General features: G+C 32.4%; 16 protein-coding genes. 8 read left to right on the plus strand and 8 right to left on the minus strand.

The genetic code is table 11. From position 1 onward, the window contains the following. The first annotated feature begins 134 nt into the window (after nucleotides 1-134). Nucleotides 135-1,172 (plus strand): NADP(H)-dependent aldo-keto reductase, encoded by a 1,038-nt coding sequence (locus tag LNQ49_RS13355; protein WP_229989436.1) that lies wholly within the window; start codon nucleotides 135-137, stop codon nucleotides 1,170-1,172. 76 nt (nucleotides 1,173-1,248) lie between these two features. Here LNQ49_RS13355 and LNQ49_RS13360 read toward each other — a convergent pair whose 3' ends face one another. The 3 genes from LNQ49_RS13360 to LNQ49_RS13370 all read right to left on the minus strand — a co-directional run bounded on the left by LNQ49_RS13360 (nucleotide 1,249) and on the right by LNQ49_RS13370 (nucleotide 4,772). Further along, nucleotides 1,249-2,886, minus strand: coding sequence for a DUF4139 domain-containing protein (locus tag LNQ49_RS13360; RefSeq protein WP_229989437.1), 1,638 nt, complete (start codon nucleotides 2,884-2,886; stop codon nucleotides 1,249-1,251). A gap of 69 nt (nucleotides 2,887-2,955) precedes the next feature. Then, nucleotides 2,956-3,579: a murein L,D-transpeptidase catalytic domain-containing protein gene (locus tag LNQ49_RS13365; protein WP_229989438.1), complete on the minus strand. Its 624-nt coding sequence runs from the start codon at nucleotides 3,577-3,579 to the stop codon at nucleotides 2,956-2,958. Between the two features lie 32 nt (nucleotides 3,580-3,611). Continuing rightward, nucleotides 3,612-4,772, minus strand: a complete 1,161-nt coding sequence (locus tag LNQ49_RS13370) for a vWA domain-containing protein (RefSeq protein WP_229989439.1) — start codon at nucleotides 4,770-4,772, stop codon at nucleotides 3,612-3,614. Nucleotides 4,773-4,976: 204 nt separating this feature from the next. On the opposite strand from LNQ49_RS13370, the gene LNQ49_RS13375 reads away from it, so the two are divergent. After that, complete coding sequence (locus LNQ49_RS13375; RefSeq protein ID WP_229989440.1) at nucleotides 4,977-6,791, plus strand: tetratricopeptide repeat-containing sensor histidine kinase; 1,815 nt, start codon at nucleotides 4,977-4,979, stop codon at nucleotides 6,789-6,791. Further along, nucleotides 6,788-7,537: a LytR/AlgR family response regulator transcription factor gene (locus LNQ49_RS13380; RefSeq protein WP_229989441.1), complete on the plus strand. Its 750-nt coding sequence runs from the start codon at nucleotides 6,788-6,790 to the stop codon at nucleotides 7,535-7,537. Before LNQ49_RS13375 ends, LNQ49_RS13380 begins: the two co-directional genes overlap by 4 nt. A 2-nt stretch (nucleotides 7,538-7,539) precedes the next feature. Here LNQ49_RS13380 and LNQ49_RS13385 read toward each other — a convergent pair whose 3' ends face one another. The 5 genes from LNQ49_RS13385 to panC all read right to left on the minus strand — a co-directional run bounded on the left by LNQ49_RS13385 (nucleotide 7,540) and on the right by panC (nucleotide 13,466). Further along, nucleotides 7,540-9,504 (minus strand): transglycosylase domain-containing protein, encoded by a 1,965-nt coding sequence (locus LNQ49_RS13385; RefSeq protein WP_229989442.1) that lies wholly within the window; start codon nucleotides 9,502-9,504, stop codon nucleotides 7,540-7,542. Nucleotides 9,505-9,528: 24 nt separating this feature from the next. Continuing rightward, a complete protein-coding gene (radA, locus tag LNQ49_RS13390) occupies nucleotides 9,529-10,890 on the minus strand; it encodes a DNA repair protein RadA (protein ID WP_229989443.1) in 1,362 nt (453 codons plus the stop codon). Further along, a complete protein-coding gene (locus LNQ49_RS13395; RefSeq protein ID WP_229989444.1) occupies nucleotides 10,890-12,041 on the minus strand; it encodes an alpha/beta hydrolase in 1,152 nt (383 codons plus the stop codon). Before LNQ49_RS13395 ends, radA begins: the two co-directional genes overlap by 1 nt. 181 nt (nucleotides 12,042-12,222) lie before the next feature. After that, nucleotides 12,223-12,573: an aspartate 1-decarboxylase gene (panD, locus tag LNQ49_RS13400; protein WP_229989445.1), complete on the minus strand. Its 351-nt coding sequence runs from the start codon at nucleotides 12,571-12,573 to the stop codon at nucleotides 12,223-12,225. 14 nt (nucleotides 12,574-12,587) lie between these two features. Further along, on the minus strand, nucleotides 12,588-13,466 hold the full coding sequence (gene panC, locus LNQ49_RS13405; RefSeq protein WP_229989446.1) for a pantoate--beta-alanine ligase: 879 nt from the start codon (nucleotides 13,464-13,466) through the stop codon (nucleotides 12,588-12,590). Nucleotides 13,467-13,544: 78 nt separating this feature from the next. Here panC and LNQ49_RS13410 point away from each other — a divergent pair, with 78 nt between their 5' ends. The 5 genes from LNQ49_RS13410 to LNQ49_RS13430 all read left to right on the plus strand — a co-directional run bounded on the left by LNQ49_RS13410 (nucleotide 13,545) and on the right by LNQ49_RS13430 (nucleotide 21,856). Beyond that, nucleotides 13,545-14,351 carry a glycogen/starch synthase gene (locus LNQ49_RS13410; RefSeq protein WP_229989447.1) on the plus strand — a complete coding sequence of 269 codons (807 nt, stop codon included), beginning with the start codon at nucleotides 13,545-13,547 and terminating at the stop codon, nucleotides 14,349-14,351. Nucleotides 14,352-14,372: 21 nt separating this feature from the next. Beyond that, nucleotides 14,373-15,959 carry a BamH family beta-barrel-assembly machinery protein gene (gene bamH, locus LNQ49_RS13415; RefSeq protein ID WP_229989448.1) on the plus strand — a complete coding sequence of 529 codons (1,587 nt, stop codon included), beginning with the start codon at nucleotides 14,373-14,375 and terminating at the stop codon, nucleotides 15,957-15,959. A gap of 10 nt (nucleotides 15,960-15,969) precedes the next feature. Continuing rightward, a complete protein-coding gene (glmS, locus tag LNQ49_RS13420) occupies nucleotides 15,970-17,817 on the plus strand; it encodes a glutamine--fructose-6-phosphate transaminase (isomerizing) (protein ID WP_229989449.1) in 1,848 nt (615 codons plus the stop codon). A 138-nt stretch (nucleotides 17,818-17,955) separates the two neighbouring features. Beyond that, nucleotides 17,956-18,738 carry a tail fiber protein gene (locus LNQ49_RS13425; RefSeq protein WP_229989450.1) on the plus strand — a complete coding sequence of 261 codons (783 nt, stop codon included), beginning with the start codon at nucleotides 17,956-17,958 and terminating at the stop codon, nucleotides 18,736-18,738. Between the two features lie 310 nt (nucleotides 18,739-19,048). Further along, entirely contained in the window at nucleotides 19,049-21,856 is a 2,808-nt protein-coding gene (locus LNQ49_RS13430) for a TonB-dependent receptor domain-containing protein (protein WP_229989451.1), read from the plus strand.

The raw sequence follows: 21,856 nt of genomic DNA on the forward strand, positions 1-21,856 counted from the left end.
GAACCTCCTGAATACAACTTTGTACCTTTTTTAACCTTTGTCTTATTTCCTATTCTTTATTCCCTTTGTACCTTTGAGACATTATAATTCAGAATAGGCAAACTTAGCGCCTTAGCAACTTAGAACTTTAGAAAATGAAATACACTACAATTCCCAACACCGATATTAAAGTAAGTAAAATAAACCTAGGCACGATGACTTTTGGTCAACAAAACACCGAAGCCGAAGGACATGCTCAAATGGATTATGCGCTAGAGCAAGGTGTTAATTTTTTTGATACTGCTGAGATGTATTCAATTCCTGCAAGTAAAGAAACTTACGGAAGCACTGAGAAAATTATAGGAACCTGGTTTAAAAAATCAGGAAAAAGAGAAGATGTAGTTCTGGCAACTAAAATTGCCGGACCAAATGATAATTTCTCTTATATGCGTGAGAAAATAGATTTTTCACCTGCAAGTTTAAAATATGCTTTAGATAATAGTTTAAAAAGATTACAAACGGATTATGTAGATATATATCAATTGCATTGGCCAGAACGTAAAACAAATTGTTTTGGACAACGTGGATTGAAAATCCAAGATGATGCTTGGGAAGATAATATCCATGAGGTTCTGCAAACTATGGAGGGTTTTATAAAAGAAGGAAAAATTAAGCATGTAGGACTTTCTAACGAAAACCCTTGGGGAATTATGCGCTTTCTAGAAGAAAGCAAATACAATAACCTACCACGTGTTAAAACAATTCAAAATCCTTATTCGTTATTAAATCGCCTTTTTGAGAATGCTTCTGTTGAGGTATGCATGCGCGAAAATGTAGGTTTATTGGCTTATTCACCAATGGCATTTGGAGTATTATCAGGTAAGTTTTTATCAGGTGAAAAACATCCTAATTCACGACTAAACTTATTTCCACAATATACAAGATACAGCAGTGAGCAAAGTACAAAAGCAGCACGTATGTACCAAGAAATCGCGAACAAACATGGTTTGAATTTTGCTCAAATGTCACTGGCTTTTGTTAATCAGCAACCATTTGTAACGAGTACTATTATTGGAGCAACTACAATGGAACAATTAAAAGAGAATATAGATTCTATCGATCTTATATTATCAGAGGAGGTTATTGCCGAAATCAATGCAGTTCATGCTGTAATTCCAGATCCAGCACCGTAATTTAGTTTCAGATTATATAAAATGAAAATCCCGATACAAGATAAATGTGTATCGGGATTTTTTTTGATGCTGATTTTTATAAATTCAATACCATATCTTTAGGGTACTTTACTTTATAGCTAATTCGGATTTTCTTTATTTCATTAGGCTTCATTTGCAATTGCCAAGTCAAGATTCCTGTTTCGGTATTTATCTTTGCATTATCACTTTGTAATAACTCAACTTCAATCTCTTTATCGGTACTCAAAGGATATTGGTCTTTTAATAAAAGTTCAATAGCTTCTTTTTTGTTATTTCTTACTGTGATATCATAAGTAAAAGTTTGTTCTTTTTTAGCAGATAAAAACTTAGTTCCTGATTTTTCAGCTACTATTTCTCTTTTTATAGATACTTTTTTGTCGCGTCCCATACTTAAATTAAGCGTATCGCTAGTTAAGCTAGGTTCGATAAATGTTTTACCTACATACATTCCTTCAAAAATAATATTAGCCTCACCGCTTAGTAAATTGTATTGACTATAATTGGCAATCTCAGCAAGAAGGAAAGCTTCTCTTTCAAGTCTTGGAGCTGCATAATATTTATACGATGCAGGAAGTTTTATTTCTTTAAGAGAGACACTATGAACTTTTCCGTTTGATAAAATATCATAAGGAATATCAATATCAAAAGAAACATTAAGTTGGTTTTCGGCAACAGTGGTATAGTTAGAAATCGATGATTCAGTAATTATAGGAGCAACTTCCATTTGAACCATATTATCTTTTGCTTCAACTCCAGCGACTCTTCCTTGTAATTGTAGTGGAACCATTTTTTTTCTTTGATTATATCCGACTGTTTGAATGTTATTATTTCTTAAAAACCACGAACTTAAAATAGGAGCTTGATTATTTTGATTAGGATACCCACTTGATAAAGTAAGCTTTACTTTTTTCCAGTCAATTCCTGTGTTTTGTATTACTTGAGCTTTATACATCATATTAATAGGCGATGTAACACTTTCGGCACGTAAATCATAAAATGGAGTCCATGTAGCATTGTTAGTTAAGTACGAAATGTCTAATGGAATTGCTCCAGCAAGATTATTCATAACCTGAACGATTAGTTTTCCAGATGAGGTTTTCTCTTCCTTACTAGTATCAACTTCAAGTTTATTGTTCAGTTTTTGCAATGTTTCATTTAGCTTTTGTTGCTTTTCGGTTAATGTATTAATGGTGTTGGCGATTTCGAGTTGTTTGGTTTTATAATACTCTACCATTTTCATTAATTCAGTTACATTTAAACCTGAGTTCACTCCTGAAATTTGCTGGTTTTTATCCAAGAGCTGAATCGTTTTTGTTTCAGAATTGATTGTATTATTGACTTTCTGAATCTCTTTCTGAACCAGAACAATACTATCTCGTACTCTTTTTAATGCAGGAGATTTCGTGTCTACTTCATATTCGGAGATATAATTGTTGGTAAATTGTACAGAAAGAACAGTTACTGATGAGGGAGTTCCAATTTGAATAGAACTTTCATTCAAGTCTACGGCTACATTTTTTATCACAATTTCGCTTGTTCCAAGAGGAAGATTGATGTTTGCGGTTTGTGAGATTTCGGCAGCATTAAAATATACTGTTGCAGCTTTTACTTTTGCTGTTGTAAAGATTGGTTTTTGTGCAAATGCAATTGCTCCAATCAATAATAAAGTGGATGTTATTATTTTTTTTATCATGAGTTTAGAATTTATATGATCTGTTTAATGCGATATTAGATTACAAATAACGAAAAATAGAATGGGTTTTTAATAGTAGATAACTAGAATGATTTTCTTTTTAGAGTTGTCAATGATTTTTTCAATTACACCGTAAAATTTTTCATTAACCATAGGGCAGCCAAGACTGTTGGTAATTGGGTTGTTTTGTTCTTCAAATGGGATGTCCCAGTATTTATGTAAGACTATATTTCGATCAAAGGCATTGCTGTTAGATTGATCTAAACCGTATAATTTGTATGCTTTGCCAAACGTACCATTGTAAGAACTACCAATTGCATATTTTCCTAATGAAGTACTATGAGAATCTTTTATATTACTAAATTTTAGTTTTCCTGGAATTCCAGTTTCAGAACCTGAACCATGACCAACCAAACCTTTGTCAAGGACTTTATTGTTTTTAAAATCATATATAAAAAAACGATTTTTACCAGATGTAATACTCATGTCTAAAAAAAAGGCAACCTCAGTATTGTATTTAGAAGACTTGTTTATAAAGTTTTTAACCTCATTTACTTGGTTTATTAGTCTTTCTTTAGAATAATAAATTGGCTTTGAGTTTATAGACGGTTGAGTTTTGTCTTCTTTATGGATGCATGCAAAGCTGACACAAAAGGCTCCTATAAAGATTAAAAAGAAGATGTTTTTTTTCATGTTTTTAAATAGTTGATTTTTTACTGTAATATTTATTTTTCAACAGTGTATCCTTTAATTTTTGCAAAAGCTATTATCGATGTGTTTATGGTGTTTCCTAAGTCATCTTGTTTTTTTGTCTTTTTTGCTTCGGCATCAATATACTGTTGACGTTTCTTTGCTAGCTCACCAATCTCTTTCTGAATTGTTTCTCTTTCTTTGGTTTTTTGTGCAACAATTACTTTTAGTTCGGCAGTCGATTTGTTTTGAAATTCTTTAGGTAATTCTTCTTTTTTGATTTTCGAAATAGCAGTTGCATCGTCTTTTACTTTATCGACTAAATCCCAGCTTTCATTTTTATAAGCTGCTTTTGATTTACTTACAGCACGCTCGGCATAATTTGATGCAGAAACTCCTTGAGCATTTTTGTCTTGCATTTCTTGATTCATTTTTTTCTCAGAACCCATTGAGCCATAACCAATGTAGGTTTTGTTTATTTTTACATTACATTTCGTAATTTCATCATCATAAGGAGTTGCTATATATCTCACGGTTTGGTTGGAATCGATATTGAAATATTTTCCTTTTCCATAATCAGCACCATCTTTCCATAATGTGTTAATACCTTCGGTTTTGTCTCCACAAAAAATGGTATTTACATAAATATCATTCTTTAAGGCATTACTAATAGCCTCTTTATAATTAATTCCCCCTTGATTAAATTCTTCGTTTCCTGCAATATAAATTAGCTTCATATTGTTGTTTTCTTTTGCCCATTTTAATTGTTTGGTTGCATCTTGTATTACAGCACCACAATATTCGTTACCGCCATTAGTGCTTAGAGAAAAAAGCTTTTCCGAAATTAAATCTAAGTCAGTCGAAAGAGGTGCAATTTGACGGATGTAGTTAGATTGTTTAGATAATCCGTCATTGCCATATTCGTATAAAGCAATTTCAATATCTGGTGTTTTTCCATCATATTTTAAGGTTGTTAATGTATTTACAATATTCCAAAGCCTTGATTTTGCTTGATCGATTAATCCATCCATACTACTAGAAGTATCTAATAATAATGCAACCTGTATTTTGGTTTTTTCTGCTGTTACAGTTTTTTCAATTTTAGTATTCTTTTTTGGGGTTACATTAGTATAGTTGCTATTTGCAAAAGAAAATGTTGTTGCTAAAAGCGCTGAGAAAAGAATAGATGTTTTCATGATTTCCTATGTTTTAGATTGTGATTATAGACCAAACTTATAAACTTAAAGAGTTCGTTTTTTGTAGAAATGGTGAAACGGTATTTTCACTTGGTGAAACGAGTTGTAAACGGAACATAAAATACTTTACTTTACAGTATTGTTTTTTAAAGGTTATGAGTCGCTGAGAAATTAAGGGACTAAGATTTAAAAAGAATATAATATATGAGATATTTATTAGTCGTTTTTTCTTTATTTATAATGTTGTTACTTCCATTTGGAGTAATGGCACAGGACTCTATTGCTAAGAAAAAGGCGGTGCCAGTTTCTAAAATTAGTAAGGCAGCAGGTAGTTTAAAAGTAGCCTTGGATACAAATGATGAAACACAGATTGGTCAGAATTATGAGCGTCTAGCTAATGAGTTTCTTAACAAAGGAGATAATGCAAAAGCCGAAGAGTATTTTACAAAAGCATTAGCAAGTTATACCAAACAAAATTTAGCTGAAGATAAAACCCGAGTAAGAAGAAGTATTGCCAAAGTACAAGAGAGTCAAAAAAAGTTTGGATTGGCAATTAAAAATTATGAAGCTGCAGGAGCTATTTCTGAAGGGAAAAATGAAGAAAAGATAAACCTTAATGATGCCAATCGTCTGCGAATGCAAGCAAGCCCTGTTGCACAAGCGGGATATGTAAATTCGAATATTGAGTTGCTTAAAAAAGAAAATAAAGTAGATGAGGTTGCTGCTGCTTATGTTCAGAAAGCCGAAAATTCTTTGCAGCAAAAAAACAAAGAAGTTGCAATTGAAAGTTATAATAAAGCACTTACCTACGCAAAAGATAAGCCAGAGGCAATAATTAAAATCAAAAATGAAATAGCCAATGTATATGCTTCAGATAATGAGTTTGAGAAAGCAATTGGCATCAACGAAAGACTTTTGGCGGAAGCCAAAACCAAACAGGATTATACTACACAAATAAAACAATTACAATCATTAGCAACGCTTTATTTTAAAAAAGAGGAGCCTAAAAAAGCAATCGTATCGCTTAAAGAGGCTTATAATCTTGCATCTAAAAACGGAAATTCTAGTGAAGCAAAGAAAAGTTTGTCTGCCTTAATTCAATATTATAAAACCAAAGGTGATGATAAAGAAAGTATTGCATTGTATGAACAATTCTTTAAAAATTTCGATAAGTTAATTGAATCGGATACAACGCTTATCGATGCTAAAACGTTTCAAGTTACTGAGGATAAAATACGTCAATTAGAAAAAGAAAAGACATTAAAAGATGAGTTGATTACAAAGAAAAACACATTTAATTACTTTCTTTTAGGTTCAATCGTATTGCTTTTGCTTCTGTTTTTATTTATTATAAAAGCATTGTATTCCATAAAAACAAAAAACAAAAAAATTGCATTACAATCGTTGCGAAGAGAAATGAATCCTCATTTTATCTTTAATAGTTTAAATAGTGTAAATCAATTTATCTCAGAAAATAAAGAATTAGAAGCCAATAAATACTTGACTTCTTATTCTAAACTAATGCGAAATATGATGGAGAATTCTAATAAGGATTTCATTTCATTAGATAAAGAGATTGAACAGCTCAAAAAATATTTAGATTTAGAACACTTGAGGTTTGAAGATAAATTTGACTTTAAAATTAGTGTTGATGAAGCTTTGGATGCAGAAACAGTTTTAATTCCTAATATGATTATTCAGCCACATCTAGAAAATGCAATTTGGCATGGATTGCGTTATCTGGATAAGAAAGGGTTTCTATATCTTAATTTTGGGTTTGTTGCAGATAAGGTTGTAATAACGATAGAAGATGATGGAATTGGTTTAACCAAAAGTAGGGAGCTAAAAACAAGCAATCAAAAAGCACATGAATCCAGAGGATTAAGTAACACTAAGGAACGAATAGGTTTGTTGAACGAATTGTATAAAAAGAATATTTCTTTTGAAATTATTGAAAAAGAATCGCTAGAGACAGGTACTATTGTTCGAATTGTTTTTCCGTTAATAGATAAATTATGATGACTTTTCAAAAGATAAAAAGTGTAATTGTAGAAGATGAGTTGGCTGCGAGAGAAGTGCTTAAGAATTATTTAAGTAAGTATTGTCCGCAGGTGGAAGTTATTGGCGAAGCACAAAATATAAAAGAGGCAGTTCCGTTGCTACATGAATTACAGCCTCAATTGGTTTTTTTGGATGTCGAAATGCCTTTTGGAAATGCTTTTGATGTTTTGGAAGCCTGTAAAGATTTACATTTTGAAACTATTTTTGTCACTGCTTTTTCCGAATATTCCTTAAAAGCTTTAAACCAAAGCGCAGCTTATTATTTGCTGAAACCTATTAGTATCGAAGAGTTGATTGTTGCGGTAAACAAAGTGCATCATCAAGTGATGAACCATGAGATTTTTAACAGAAACAAAATTATTGTTGAAAATTTCCATGAAACAAAACCTGAGAAACAACAAGTTATTTTGCCAACATTAGAAGGTTTTGAAGTAGTGAAAATGGAAAAAATTGTGCGTTTAAAAGGCAATGGAAACTTCACCGATTTATATCTAGATGATGGAAGTAAGAAAATGGTTTGCCGGTTCTTAAAGCACTTTTCTGAAATCTTACCATTGCCATTTATACGAGTTCATAAGTCACATATTATCAATATGAATTGTGTGAAATCCTATAATAAAGGAGGGATTATAATGTTAAACGACGGAACTGAAATTGAAGTTTCTCCTACTTACAAAGAGGATTTTTTGAAAAACTTCAAATAACCTTAAAGATTAAATTCATCATCAATACCCATTGAATCAATAGGAACTGCTGTTGAGTCAGGAGCCTTTATTCGCAATAACGAACGGGCATTACCAGAAACATACACAGGTAATCTATTAATGGTGTCTTCTGGTGTCAGAATGCCACGACGCAACATAATATTGCTAAGGAATTTTTGATTTCGAATGGCATAGTCTTTTAAATTACCTTGATCATTAAACTGATAAGTAAATTTTCGTGGACTTGGAATAATAGTAGCTAGGAATAGGCATTCGTTTAAGGATAGCTCTGATGGACTTTTTTGGAAATAGAAATGACTTGCTTCTCCAATTCCATATACATTTGGTCCCCATTCGATAATATTAAAATAAACCTCCAGCATGCGTTGCTTACTTACAACACGATTATTTTCGAGTATATAAACCAATAAAATTTCTTCGAGTTTGCGTGATAAAGTTTTTTCTCTGGTAAGAAAAACATTTTTCACCAATTGCATGCTAATTGTACTTGCACCACGAGAAAATTTCTTAGTTCGGATGTTTTTTAAAATCGATTGTTTGAAAGCTTCATTAATAAAACCACGATGTGAGAAGAATGATGGGTCTTCTGTAGTTAAAACACATTTTTGAAGATAGGGAGAAATTTGTTCAAAAGGAGTATAGTTTGGGTTTCCAGAACCTATCAAAATAGGTCTTTGTAATACATTTTTTATGATGGCGCGATATACAAATTCCCCATTTAACTTGCTGAGGTTTGCTTGACCATATTTAGTAATTGCAAGGTTTTCTTTGTTTAGTTTACTATCAAAAACTAAGCTATTTGGTTTGTTCTTGTTGAATTTGAAATCGAGTTTGTAATCGAAATTTCCAGTTGCTTCCATGCCTTGGAAATTGGTAAATAAACCATCTGGTAATGAAACAATGAAGTCTTGTGCTTTCATTTTAGGAATGGCAACTTTCAAAGTGTAAACAGTATCTGATTTTGTATTATAAGATACGTAAGGGTGAAGTTTTATTTTATTTAATTGAACAGTCGAAGTGCTGTCTATCGAGATAAAATCAGAACCTAATAAGAAGCGATAATCAAAGCGAGCATTCTTTATAATTACATCTTTGCTAGCAATTTTCGGATGGTTGATTTTTAAATTTGTAATAGAAGAATATCCATCTATATGTAGTTCGCTTCCACTTTTTTTAATATTCTCAATATTCAATCGAATGGAGTCGAAGCTAGCGAGCATATTAAAACGATCATCGATATAAGGAACTCGAATTGCTCCTGTATCGAGATTAAAAAATCGAATGTCGGCTTTTTTATTTCTTGGATCGGCAAAACCTTTTATATTCCAACGTTGGTCGAATGTTTTGGTTTGAACGTGTAAATTGGTTTCAAGTTCTTTATCAATCAAGACCAATTTATTTATTGCAATTTGTGCTTTTTTACCATTATCATCAATCTTAAAAATTAAATTTTCCAACTTCATATCAGTTGGAACAAGATTTAATAATTTTGATATAATTCGATATGCATAAGTAGCATATTCTCTTTTTTCATTTTTAGATGTATTGGTATTGTCTTTTTTTAGGAAAGCATCGAAGTTCTTGATGTTTCCTTTTTTTACTAATTGTATATAACCCTTGTCAATTTTTAATGTACCAACTTGAATGTCTCCTACCAATAAATGAGATAGACTAATGCTGGTTTCTATACTATGAATATTACAAAGTGTATCAGCATTTTTTGGGACTAAAATTACATTGGTTAGTTTTATACCCGAAAGGCCATCAAATGAAGCTGTTTTTACTGAAAACGTACTGTTGTATTCTTTATTCATTTTGTCGGAGACTTTTGCAATTGCTTTATGCAAAAGGGCATCTCGAAAGAAATAAGCACCAACTAGTACTACAATAAATAGCATGACTACAATTTTGAGAGCCAATACTATTTTTTGTTTTTTTGTTTTCATATAAATTCTTTGATGTATTTAAGATTATCCAAAAAGAATGCTAGCAACATCTTCTATTTTTGCCACAAGCTCAATTTTGATTCCTGTATTCTTTAACGCAATTTTATTGTATTTTGATACAAAAATAGTCGAAAATCCTAATTTTTCTGCTTCTTGTATGCGTTGATCTACTCTATTTACAGGACGAATTTCACCAGATAAGCCAACCTCTCCTGCAAAACAGAATCCTTTGGTTACGGGAATATCTTCATTTGAAGATAAAATAGCAGCTACAACAGCTAGATCTATTGCTGGGTCATCTACAGAAATTCCTCCGGTAACGTTTAGGAAAACATCTTTTGCTCCCAAACGAAACCCAGCTCTTTTTTCTAAAACTGCCAAAATCATATTTAATCTTTTAGCGTTATAGCCAGTTGTGCTTCGTTGAGGTGTTCCGTAAACGGCCGTGCTTACTAAAGATTGTATCTCGATCATTAACGGACGCATTCCCTCGAGTGTTGAGGCAATTGCTGTTCCTGATAATTCTTCATCTTTATGTGAAATTAATATCTCAGATGGATTAGATACTTCTCTTAAACCGCTTCCTAACATTTCGTAAATACCTAATTCGGCAGTCGATCCAAAACGGTTTTTTAGTGATCTTAAAATACGATATACATGATTTCTGTCACCCTCAAATTGTAGAACAGTATCTACCATGTGTTCCAATATCTTCGGACCTGCGATGTTTCCATCTTTGGTAATGTGTCCAATTAGAATTACGGGAATATTGGTTTCTTTAGCGAACTTTATTAACTCGGCTGTAGTTTCTCGAATCTGAGAAATACTTCCAGCAGTCGATTCGATATAATCAGTATGAAGCGTTTGGATAGAATCGATGATTACTATTTCAGGTTGAATTGCTTCTATCTGTTTAAAGATGTTTTGAGTTTTGGTTTCGGTAAGAATATAACAATTGTCACCATTTGGTGTAATTCTTTCGGCACGCATTTTTATTTGTTTCTGGCTTTCTTCACCTGAAACATAAAGAGTTTTGTATGGTAATTGTAATGAAACCTGAAGCAAAAGGGTACTTTTACCAATTCCAGGTTCTCCACCTAAAAGAGTTAATGACCCAGGTACAATACCACCACCAAGAACACGATTTAATTCGCCATCGGTTGTGTCCATGCGAACCTCTTGAGTCGAATCAATTTCGTTTATTCTTAAAGGGCGAGGTGCTTTACCAGTTGGGGTAGGTTCACTTTTCCAAGCAACTTTTTCTTGTTTTTGAATGATTTCCTCAGCTATGGCATTCCATTCTTTGCACGAATTACATTGTCCTTGCCATTTAGAATATTGAGCGCCACAATTTTGGCAAAAAAAGGTTGTTTTAACTTTTGACATTATTTCTTTTTGATAAGATCATTCATTTCATCTATTTTGTCGTACATCAAATCTTTATTCAGTTTGCCAATAGGCTCCATTTGTGAAGCATTTTGGTATTTTTTGGAAGCTCTTTTTGCATCTCCCATTTTTTCGTACATTAATCCTAGTGCATATTCGCCTAACATTGCTTTAGGATAACTAGTATTTGCTATTTCAGCTAATATGCCTAATTCATCGTATGCATTATTTTTTAAAATAGCAGTTTCTATTGCTATATAATCATTCATACGAACAGGCATTTCAACACCTAAAGTTTTTGTAATTATATCGTATTTTTCTCTTAGGTAATCAACATAGCCAGATTTAAGAATAACAATTTTGTCATTGTACTCGGTTAAATTTATAGGCTTGTAAGCTTCAAAAATTTGATTCAACGCATTTGGGATTGCATATAAAACAGCGGAGTAATAAGTAGTGTTTTTAAATAAATCGTATTTGTAATTTATTAAAGGGTTATTAGCAATCTTAATATTTTGATCTAATTTTTGGATAGGTTCTTTGGTCTTTTTACTATCTCCATCAGCTGCGGATAAATAATAAAACAAAGGTGTTTTTAATTTAGCAAATTTTTCAGGAACACGAACTTCCATTTGTGTTGCAAGTTCTGGACTCATAGAAATGTATGCATTAAATAGTGGCACTTCTTTATATAAGAAAAAATTCAAATAGCCAGCAGTTACTCCATGACCGGCAATAATTCGGAATGGTGCGGTGCGGTAATTTTTTTCAATTTTTGGAATTACTTCCCCTGCAACGAATTCAAAAAACTTAGCTCCTTTTTCAAATGGCAATCCATTGATTCCGTCAAAGGTTGAATCATCTTCACGTTCATCATTTTTGTTTTGATCAATGGCTACAATAATAGTTTCTGGCAGATCATCCCAATATACTCCGTATTTTAAAGCACCGCTAAATGGGTCAAGAAGATATTCTCCATCAAATAAATAAAGGACTGGGTATTTTCTGGTTTTATTGGTTTCGTAAGAAGCGGGTAGTTCAATAGTTATTGTTCTTGCTTCTCCTAATGGTATTGAATTAATAGTTTCTGTTTTTCTTTGAGAAAAAGCTGTAATTGAAAGGAATAATAATAGTAGGTAAACTTTTTTCATAATTTGGGATTTCTGAAATTTTAAGGTTATCAAAATAGAGTAGCAATATAGTACTTTATTTTTTTTTATTTAATTACAAATTGATAGTGCTGTACTAATTTAGTTGACTTATAGATACAAAATTGCCCTTTTTACAAATTTAACTTTGAAAAAGGGCATTTTTATGTGTTTATAAACGGATTTATGTCAACGAATTATCGTTTTCATTTGGGAAAACAATCCATGGTTTGAAGGATTTGGCTTCTTCAAATTCTAATGTTGCATAAGAAATGATGATGATGATATCATCTTTTTGTACTTTTCTTGCTGCAGGTCCATTAAGGGTTATTTCGCCTGAATTTCGTTCTCCTTTAATGGCATACGTTTCAAAGCGTTCTCCATTATTAATGTTAACAATTGCTACTTTTTCGCCTTCAATGATGTTTGAGGCGTCTAGTAAAGCTTCGTCAATAGTAATGCTGCCAATATAATTAAGATCGGCTCCAGTTACTTTAACGCGGTGTATTTTAGATTTTACTACTTGAATTTGCATAGTACAAAAGTAAATTAATTTAATGAAATAGTATCAATCAACCTTATAGAATTAACAAATACTGCTATAAATGCACGGTAGTTTTTGTCTTTACTTTTGTGATCAATAGGTAATAATGTAGATTCGTCAGCAATTACGAAATATTCTAATTCAAACCTGTCATTGTTTTTGAAAGAGTTTTCTACAAATTCAATTGTTTCCTCTGGGCTTTTTGTTTGAAATATTTCTTTTGCTTCAGTTAAAATTTGATAAATTATAGCAGCTTCTTGGCGTTCATCAGATGTTAAACGCTCATTTCTTGAGCTCATTGCTAGTTGATTTGGTTCTCTGAAAATTGGACAGCCAACAACATTTACAGGTAGATGGTTTTTTTCGACCATTTTTTTTACAATTTGTAGTTGTTGGAAATCTTTTTCTCCAAAATAGGCATTTGTAGGAGTAATGATTTCAAACAAACGCTTTACAATTGTACCTACACCATTAAAATGTCCAGGTCTGAATTTTCCTTCCATTTGATTTTCTAATCCGTCGAAATCAAATGATTGTGAAACGGTATGCCCTTCATAAATGTCTTCAACGGTTGGAGCGTATAAAATTATTTTATCGCTTAAAGCGCGCATTTTTCTTACATCTTCTTCTAGGGTTCGGGGGTATTTTGCTAAATCTTCTTGGTTGTTAAACTGTGTAGGATTCACAAAAATACTCACAACTGTATCATCATTTTCGTTCAATGATCGTTGCATTAATGCTAGGTGACCTTGGTGTAAAGCGCCCATGGTTGGTACGAAACCAACACTCGAATTTTCGGTTTTAATAGTTTTCAAATAAGCTATTAAAGCAACTTTACCGTAGAAAATATGCATGGTGGTATTATTAAAATTTAGTGCAAACATAATATATTAGTTAATAACTGCATAAAATTTTGTAATTTTGCATCGTTTTTATTACCAAAAATTAAGCAAATTACTATTATGAAAGATAAGAGGATATTGTATGTATCATCTGAAGTTGTGCCTTATTTAGCTGAAAATGAGGTTTCTTTAATGTCTTATGATGTGCCAAAAATGATTAACGATCAGGGCGGACAAATAAGGATTTTCATGCCAAGATATGGAAATATCAATGAAAGAAGACACCAGTTACACGAAGTTATCAGGCTTTCTGGAATGAATTTGGTAGTGAACGACTTAGATATGCCATTGATTATTAAGGTAGCATCTATTCCTAAGGAAAGAATTCAGGTTTATTTTATAGACAACGATGAGTATTTTAAAAGGAAAGCTACTTTTGCGGATGAAGAGGGCGTATTGTATCCAGATAATGACGAAAGAGCAATTTTCTTTGCTAAAGGAGTCGTAGAAACAGTTAAGAAATTAAACTGGGTTCCGGATATAATACATGTGCATGGATGGATGGCTGCTATGTTGCCGATCTACATGAAACATTATTATAAGCATGAAGCTTTATTTTCAGATACAAAAATTGTTACATCTGTTTATACGCAATCGTTTGATGAAACCCTAGATCCTGAAATGATCAAGAAGGTGAAGTTTGATGGAGTTCCGCATGAAGCTGTTTCGGATTTAGAAATTCCAAATTATGAAAATATATTAAAAGCAAGTATTCTTCATTCAGATGGGGTAATAATAGCCTCAAATAATCTGTCTTCAAGTTTAACAAAATTTATAGAATCTTCAGGAAAACCTTTTTTACCTTTCGTCCCAAAAGATGCATTCGCAGAGGCGTATACAAATTTTTATAAAAACGAGGTTCTTTAAAATTTAACTTTTTTATTACACATGTACAATACTTCTTTTTTTAGAAAAATACTTTTAGTAGCAAGCGTTGTTTTTTTATATTCTTGCGATAAGGATTTTAATGTTATTGGTGATGATTTAATTGGTGAGAATAATTTTGATTTGGCAACATATACATCTAATGTAGTGGCTTATAATCAACAAATAACTCCAATACAATCTAATAATTTAACTTCAAATCAATTGGGGATTCATGTTAATCCTGCTTTTGGTACTACTGTTGCTAGTTTTGCCACACAATTGACTTTGGCAACAGTTAATCCTACAATAGGAGCAGATCCTGTTATTCAAAGTGTTGAGTTAGAGGTTCCATATTATAGTAGATCAACTAAGTTAAATGATGATGGAAGTCGTGTATATCAGTTAGATTCAATTTATGGTCCTACAGCTGGTAAAATGAAACTTAGTGTTTATCAGTCAGGGTACTATATGGCTGATTTGGATCCAAATGGGAATTTCGTAAATCCGCAACTTTATTTTACAGATCAAAATTCTACTTTTGATGCTGCAAAAGTTGGGTCTCGCTTAAATAATGCTGCAAATGTTGGTCAAAATGATGTGTTTTTCTTCGATCCAGCTGAAATAGTTGAGACAACTAAAGACGATGCAGGTAAAGAAACTGTTACTAGACGTGCACCAGCGATGAAATTATCATTGGATAAAACTGTTTTTCAAGATAAAATACTTAATGCTCCAGCAGGTAAGTTGACTACAAATGATGTTTTTAAAGATTATTTTAGAGGTTTGTACTTTAAGGTAGAAAGTAACGGAGAAGTTGGTAGCTTGGCTAATATTGATTTTAGAAGAGGTAAGATTACTATTAAATATAAAGCAAAAACAGAGATAACGACAGATCCTGCTGAAACAACTGAGGATAAAACTCTCGTTCTTAATTTGACAGGTAATACGGTAAATTTATTGCAACAAGTTAATGTTGATCCAACGTTTAATACGGCAATAACAACTCCAAAAGCAACTGGAGATGAAAAGTTGTATTTAAAAGGAGGAGAAGGATCAATGGCAATAGTTGAGCTTTTTGCGCCAGGAGAATTAGCAGAAATAAGAAGTAAAGGTTGGTTGGTTAACGAAGCTAATTTAATTTTTAATATTGATTCTGACGCTATGAAAAATAGTTCGGAGCCAAATAGAATTTATTTGTATGATTTTAATAATAATCGACCTATTGTAGATTATTATAATGATGGAACGCCTAGTGCTACAGCTGATGCAAAAAAAATAAAACAGGTTTTTAGTGGTATTTTAAATGTTGATCCTGTTACTAAAAGAGGTTCGACTTATAAAATCAGAATTACAAATCACGTTAGGAATTTGATAAAATATGCAGATTCTACTAATGTGAAGTTAGGGATTGCTGTTACTGAGGATATAACTGTTATTACTTCTAATAAATTAAAAAATATAAATATAAAAACGGTGAAAGGAGATCCTTTTACTAAAGCGCCGAGAGCATCGGTAATGAATCCTTTAGGAACAATCCTTTATGGAGGAAATACGCCAGATGAGAGTAAGAGATTAAAACTTCAGATTTACTACACGAAACCAAATTAATTAAATATATATGTGTGGAATTGTTGGATATATTGGATATAGAGAGGCATATCCTATTGTAATAAAAGGGCTAAAAAGACTCGAATACAGAGGGTATGATAGTGCTGGCGTTATGTTGTATGACGGAGAAGCAATTAAACTTTGTAAAACAAAAGGTAAAGTTTCAGATCTTGAAGCTAAAGCTAAAGATAATTTTGCTACAAACGGTACTATAGGAATAGGACATACGCGTTGGGCAACACATGGTGTTCCTAATGATGTGAATTCGCATCCCCATTTGTCTAATTCTGGAGATTTGGCGATAATACATAATGGTATTATTGAAAATTACGCTCCACTTAAAGAAGAATTAAAGAAAAGAGGATATATTTTTCATTCAGATACAGATACTGAAGTATTGGTGAATCTGATTGAAGAAGTTCAGAAACAGGAGAATCTGAAATTAGGGAAAGCGGTACAAGTGGCATTAAATCAAGTTGTAGGAGCTTATGCTATTGCAGTATTTGATAGAAAAAATCCAAACGAAATTGTTGCTGCTAGATTAGGAAGTCCATTAGCAATTGGAGTTGGTGAAGGAGAGTATTTTGTTGCATCAGATGCTTCACCTTTTATCGAGTATACTACAAATGCTGTTTATTTGGAAGATGGTGAAATGGCTAACATTAGATTACACAAGCCTATTAAAATCAGAAAAATTAAAGATGATTCATTAGTTGATCCTTACATTCAGCAACTTCAAATGAATTTAGAGCAAATTGAAAAAGGTGGTTATGACCATTTCATGCTTAAAGAAATATATGAGCAACCTAGCGTTATAAAAGATACGTATAGAGGAAGACTTCATGCAAATGAAGGAATTGTTCAATTAGCAGGTGTTGAAGATAATTTAGAAAAATTTCTTAATGCTGATAGAATAATTATTGTTGCTTGTGGTACTTCATGGCACGCAGGTTTAGTTGCAGAATATATCTTTGAGGAATTTGCCCGAATTCCTGTAGAGGTTGAATATGCTTCTGAATTCAGATACCGTAACCCTATTATCAATAAAACAGATGTAGTTATTGCAATTTCTCAATCAGGAGAAACGGCAGATACTATGGCTGCTATTAAATTGGCAAAAGAGCACGGTGCATTTGTATTTGGTGTTTGTAATGTTGTTGGTTCATCTATCTCTAGAGAGACTCATGCAGGTGCTTATACACATGCAGGTCCAGAAATTGGGGTAGCATCTACAAAAGCGTTTACAACTCAAATTACTGTATTAACAATGATTGCTTTGCGTTTAGCAAAAGCAAAAGGAACATTGTCTAATCCAGATTTCCATAGATATTTACAAGAACTTGAGCTTATCCCAGATAAGGTAAAAGAGGTTTTGGAAACAAATGATGTTGCAAAAGAGATTGCGGCTGCATTTAAGGATTCTCCAAATTGTTTGTACTTAGGAAGAGGTTATAATTTTCCTGTTGCATTAGAAGGAGCTTTAAAGCTTAAAGAGATTTCATATATTCATGCTGAGGGATATCCTGCAGCAGAAATGAAACACGGGCCAATTGCTCTTATTGATGAGCACATGCCAGTAATTGTAATTGCTCCTAAACAAGGGCATTATGATAAAATTGTAAGTAATATTCAGGAGATAAAATCAAGAAGCGGAAGAATTGTTGCTGTAGTGACAAAAGGAGATACACAGGTACGTGAATTAGCGGACTATGTGATTGAAATTCCTGAAACTTCAGATGCTTTATCACCATTAATTACAACAATTCCATTGCAACTTTTATCATATCATATAGCTGTTATGAGAGGTTGTAATGTTGATCAGCCAAGAAACTTGGCGAAGTCAGTTACTGTAGAGTAAAAAATAAAAAAAAATATAAGTATTTGAAAAAGCGAGATGTAAATCTCGCTTTTTTTACTTTAGTTAATATGTGTTTTGTGATTATTATTTATAGAATCAATATTTAGAAAACCTTGTAAAATAATAAAAAAGAGAATAATGAAAAAATGTTTATTAATACTTATGTTTTTTGTTTGGCAAATTAATGTTGCACAAAACAATCTTTCACCAACAAGTAATGTTGGTATAGGGACAGTTGACCCTCTAAGTAAATTAACTGTTGCGGGTTCTATAACAATCAACGGAGGTTTGAATAATACTTTGACAAGACCGGCGATTTTAGGAAGTACTTCTGAATATGGTGAAATCAGAGCGTATAGTATGCATGGGAATAAATTAGATGATGGTTTTTTAAGATTGTCGGCTGGAGGTGGTTCAACTGCATGGGCTAAAACATATATTGATTTATCAGGATATTCTGTAGTTCCAGACATGAACCGAAATATTGTTTTTGGAACTTCGGGTGGTGAACGTATGCGGATTGATCAAGCGGGTAATATAGGAATCGGTACAATAAATCCAGATGCTAAATTAACAGTAGCTGGCAATATACATGCCAGAGAAGTTAAAATAACTGTTAATGCGGGTGTGGTTCCTGATTATGTTTTTGCAAATGGTTATAAATTAAAATCATTACAAGAAGTTGAAGAATACATTAAAAAAAATAGCCATTTACCTGAAATTCCATCTGCAAAAGAAATTGAAAAGAATGGGTTAATGCTTGCGGAAATGAATATGGGTTTGCTTAAAAAAATGGAAGAAATGACGCTTTATATGATTGAGCAAGACAAAGAAATGAAAAATTTAAAAAAAGAAAATGAAATTCTTAAGTCATTTTCAGAGCGACTTTCTAAAATAGAAAATGAACTTTTAATTAAGTAGTCTGGGATTGATTAAATGAATAAAAAACATAAGTATTTGAAAAAGCGAGATTTACATCTCGCTTTTTTTATAACATAAATTTAAGAATTCATTTTTGTAGAATATTCAATTTTTTCTTCAAAATAATATGTATGCATAGTATATTTCAATGAGTTAGGGGTAAATAGTTGTCAAAAGTTCAAAAAACGTAAATACGGAATATGTATTTTTGTTACCAAAAAGTTAAGAAAAATTAATATTTCTTAACAATTTTTTAGTAATATTAAAAATATTTGTACTTTGGTAATATAAACCATCTAAAACTAACCAAATGAGAATGTATTTACTTATTTTATCATTGTTCTTTTGCGGGGTATCCTTTGCGCAGAGTACAATTTCAGGTTCCGTTACCGATAATAAAAAAGAAGCAATTCCCGGAGCTAATATTAATGTTGTTGGAGAGGCTAGTAGCACCTCTACTGATTTTGACGGTTCATTTGTTTTAAAGTCATCCAAAAGCCTGCCATTAACTATTAGAATTACAGCAGTTGGGTATGAGACTAAAACGGTCAATGTTACTTCGGCTACACAAAAAGTCAATGTATTGTTAGTTGAGGAAAGAACAATGTTGAATGAGATTGTGGTTTCGGCTTCGAGAACTCCAGAACGAGTAATTGAGTCGCCAGTTACAATTGAAAGAATGGGAATTCAAGAAATAAGAAATACCACTGCTCCGTCTTTTTATGAAGGTTTGGAGAATCTAAAAGAGGTTATTTTTAATACCAGCAGTATTTCATTTAAATCAGTAAATACTAGAGGTTTTGCAACAGTTGCAAATACTCGTTTTATGCAATTGGTTGACGGTATGGACAATTCTTCTCCTGCGTTGAATTTTGTGTTAGGGAACTTAATTGGTCTTAATGATTTGGATGTTGCGAGTGTTGAGCTTTTACCTGGAGCATCATCAGCACTTTATGGTGCTAATGCATTTAATGGTATTTTATTCATGAACAGTAAAAGCCCATTTACGAATCAAGGAATTAGCACTTATTTTAAATACGGTCAAACTTCACAAGATGTAGCTGGAACAAATGATTATGTTGATTTTGGTCTTAGAGGGGCTACAGCATTCAGTAAGCATTTTGCAATAAAAGCAAATTTTAATTTTGTAAGAGCTACTGAGTGGATCGCTGATGATTTAAGAAGTTTGACAGGAGGTTCTATTGGACATGCTAATAATCAAAATTATGATGGATTAAATATTTATGGTGACGAGGTTACTACTTTTCTTCCAAATGTAGGACAGGTAAGTAGAACTGGATATCACGAGAAAGATTTGAATAATAATAAATCAGAAAGTGTAAAAGCAGATTTTGCTATGCATCTTAAACCTTGGGATAACGAAACTGAATTTGTATTTCAATATAAGTTAGGGATTGGTAGTACTATTTATCAAGGAGCAAACAGATATTCTTTGAAAAACTTTTTCATGGGACAAACTAAATTTGAGGTAAAAGGGAAGAACTTTTTTGCAAGAATTTATATGACTAATGAAAACGCAGGTGACTCATATGATATGCGTTTTGCTGGTTGGAACGTAAATAGAGCGGCTAAATCAGATACGAACTGGTTTACAGATTATGCTAGATCATTTCAATTGTCTTCAGCAGTATTAGGACTTAATGCAAATGATGCAGCGAATTATGCTAGAACTTTTGCAGATTACAATGTTTCGCCAGGTTTAGGTTTAACGCCAAATATTGACCCAGCTAATCCAAGTGCTCCTAGATCTGCAAGATTTGAACCAGGTTCTCCGCAATTTGTAAGTGCGTTTGCAGATGTTGTAAGCAATCCAAATCTAAAAGAAGGGGCTAAGTTTATAGATCATTCTAAATTGTATCATTCTGATGTGAATTATAATTTTAAAGATCTTATCAAATTTGCTGAAATTCAGGTTGGGGGTTCTTGGAGACAATATGTAATGAATTCAGAAGGGACAATTTTTACAGATTATGATGGTCCATTAAACTATAAAGAATATGGGGCATATACACAGCTTGCTAAAAAATGGATGGATGATAGATTAAAATTCACAGGGTCTATTCGTTATGATAAAAGCCAAAATTTTAAAGGAAATATATCGCCAAGGGTAGCTTTTGTTTATTCAGCAGGTGCTACAAAAGTGCATAATTTCAGAGTTTCATACCAAACAGGTTTTAGAAATCCAACAACGCAGGATCAATACATTGGTCTTGATTTAGGTCCATTTGCATTAATTGGTTCTGCAGTAGAAAATCTAGATCGTTTTACAGAGGTTAGAGATGTCAGTTTAGCGGGTCAAGGAATGGGTAATCCTGCTACGGTAACAATGAATGGTCATAATGCTTATGAAAATGCATACACTGTAGCTTCTGTACAGGCATTTGGAGCTTCTGGAAACCCAGCTGATCTTAAAGTAGCTGATATCGGGTTAGTAAAACCAGAAGAAGTACAAGCTTTTGAGGTTGGATATCGTTCGGTAGTAAGAGATTTCTCAATTGATGTTAATGCATATTATAATATTTATGATAATTTCATGAATACTGCTCGAGTGATTAGTCCGTATTATGGAACAGTAGGGACGGATTTAACTAATCCAGCGGTGGTACAAAGTGTTCAAGCGTTAGCGTTTGGAGACAGAAGAGTTTATCAAGTTTATACGAATACAACTGCACAAATTACTTCTTTTGGAGTTGGAGTTGGATTGTCTAAAAAAGTATACAAAGATTTTGAAGTAGGAGTGAATTACAATTATTCGCAATTTAATTTTGATCAGTCAAAAGATCCAGGATTTGTTGCTGGATTTAATACTCCAAAACATAGAATTAAAGGTTCATTGGGGAATTCTAAATTGTTTAAAAATTTTGGATTTAATATGAATATCAGATGGAATACGGAATACTTATGGGAGGCATCTTTTGCTGACGGAATGGTTCCTGAGAATACAGTGTTTGACGCTCAGATAAACTACGGAATTCCTAAGTTGAAATCGGTTATTAAAGTGGGTGCTACAAATCTTTTTGGAAAAGACTATATTCAGGTGATAGGAGCAGGTTTAATAGGGCAACAATGGTTTGCTTCATGGACAATTAACCCATAA

It is taken from the genome of Flavobacterium pisciphilum, assembly GCF_020905345.1.
Lineage (GTDB): Bacteria > Bacteroidota > Bacteroidia > Flavobacteriales > Flavobacteriaceae > Flavobacterium > Flavobacterium pisciphilum.

What these genes read in the sequence shown, in the direction of transcription:
- LNQ49_RS13355 (WP_229989436.1), top strand. Translation starts at nt 135, where the DNA reads ATGAAATACACTACAATTCCCAACACCGATATTAAAGTAAGTAAAATA.
- LNQ49_RS13360 (WP_229989437.1), bottom strand. Translation starts at nt 2,886, where the DNA reads ATGATAAAAAAAATAATAACATCCACTTTATTATTGATTGGAGCAATT.
- LNQ49_RS13365 (WP_229989438.1), bottom strand. Translation starts at nt 3,579, where the DNA reads ATGAAAAAAAACATCTTCTTTTTAATCTTTATAGGAGCCTTTTGTGTC.
- LNQ49_RS13370 (WP_229989439.1), bottom strand. Translation starts at nt 4,772, where the DNA reads ATGAAAACATCTATTCTTTTCTCAGCGCTTTTAGCAACAACATTTTCT.
- LNQ49_RS13375 (WP_229989440.1), top strand. Translation starts at nt 4,977, where the DNA reads ATGAGATATTTATTAGTCGTTTTTTCTTTATTTATAATGTTGTTACTT.
- LNQ49_RS13380 (WP_229989441.1), top strand. Translation starts at nt 6,788, where the DNA reads ATGATGACTTTTCAAAAGATAAAAAGTGTAATTGTAGAAGATGAGTTG.
- LNQ49_RS13385 (WP_229989442.1), bottom strand. Translation starts at nt 9,504, where the DNA reads ATGAAAACAAAAAAACAAAAAATAGTATTGGCTCTCAAAATTGTAGTC.
- radA (WP_229989443.1), bottom strand. Translation starts at nt 10,890, where the DNA reads ATGTCAAAAGTTAAAACAACCTTTTTTTGCCAAAATTGTGGCGCTCAA.
- LNQ49_RS13395 (WP_229989444.1), bottom strand. Translation starts at nt 12,041, where the DNA reads ATGAAAAAAGTTTACCTACTATTATTATTCCTTTCAATTACAGCTTTT.
- panD (WP_229989445.1), bottom strand. Translation starts at nt 12,573, where the DNA reads ATGCAAATTCAAGTAGTAAAATCTAAAATACACCGCGTTAAAGTAACT.
- panC (WP_229989446.1), bottom strand. Translation starts at nt 13,466, where the DNA reads ATGTTTGCACTAAATTTTAATAATACCACCATGCATATTTTCTACGGT.
- LNQ49_RS13410 (WP_229989447.1), top strand. Translation starts at nt 13,545, where the DNA reads ATGAAAGATAAGAGGATATTGTATGTATCATCTGAAGTTGTGCCTTAT.
- bamH (WP_229989448.1), top strand. Translation starts at nt 14,373, where the DNA reads ATGTACAATACTTCTTTTTTTAGAAAAATACTTTTAGTAGCAAGCGTT.
- glmS (WP_229989449.1), top strand. Translation starts at nt 15,970, where the DNA reads ATGTGTGGAATTGTTGGATATATTGGATATAGAGAGGCATATCCTATT.
- LNQ49_RS13425 (WP_229989450.1), top strand. Translation starts at nt 17,956, where the DNA reads ATGAAAAAATGTTTATTAATACTTATGTTTTTTGTTTGGCAAATTAAT.
- LNQ49_RS13430 (WP_229989451.1), top strand. Translation starts at nt 19,049, where the DNA reads ATGAGAATGTATTTACTTATTTTATCATTGTTCTTTTGCGGGGTATCC.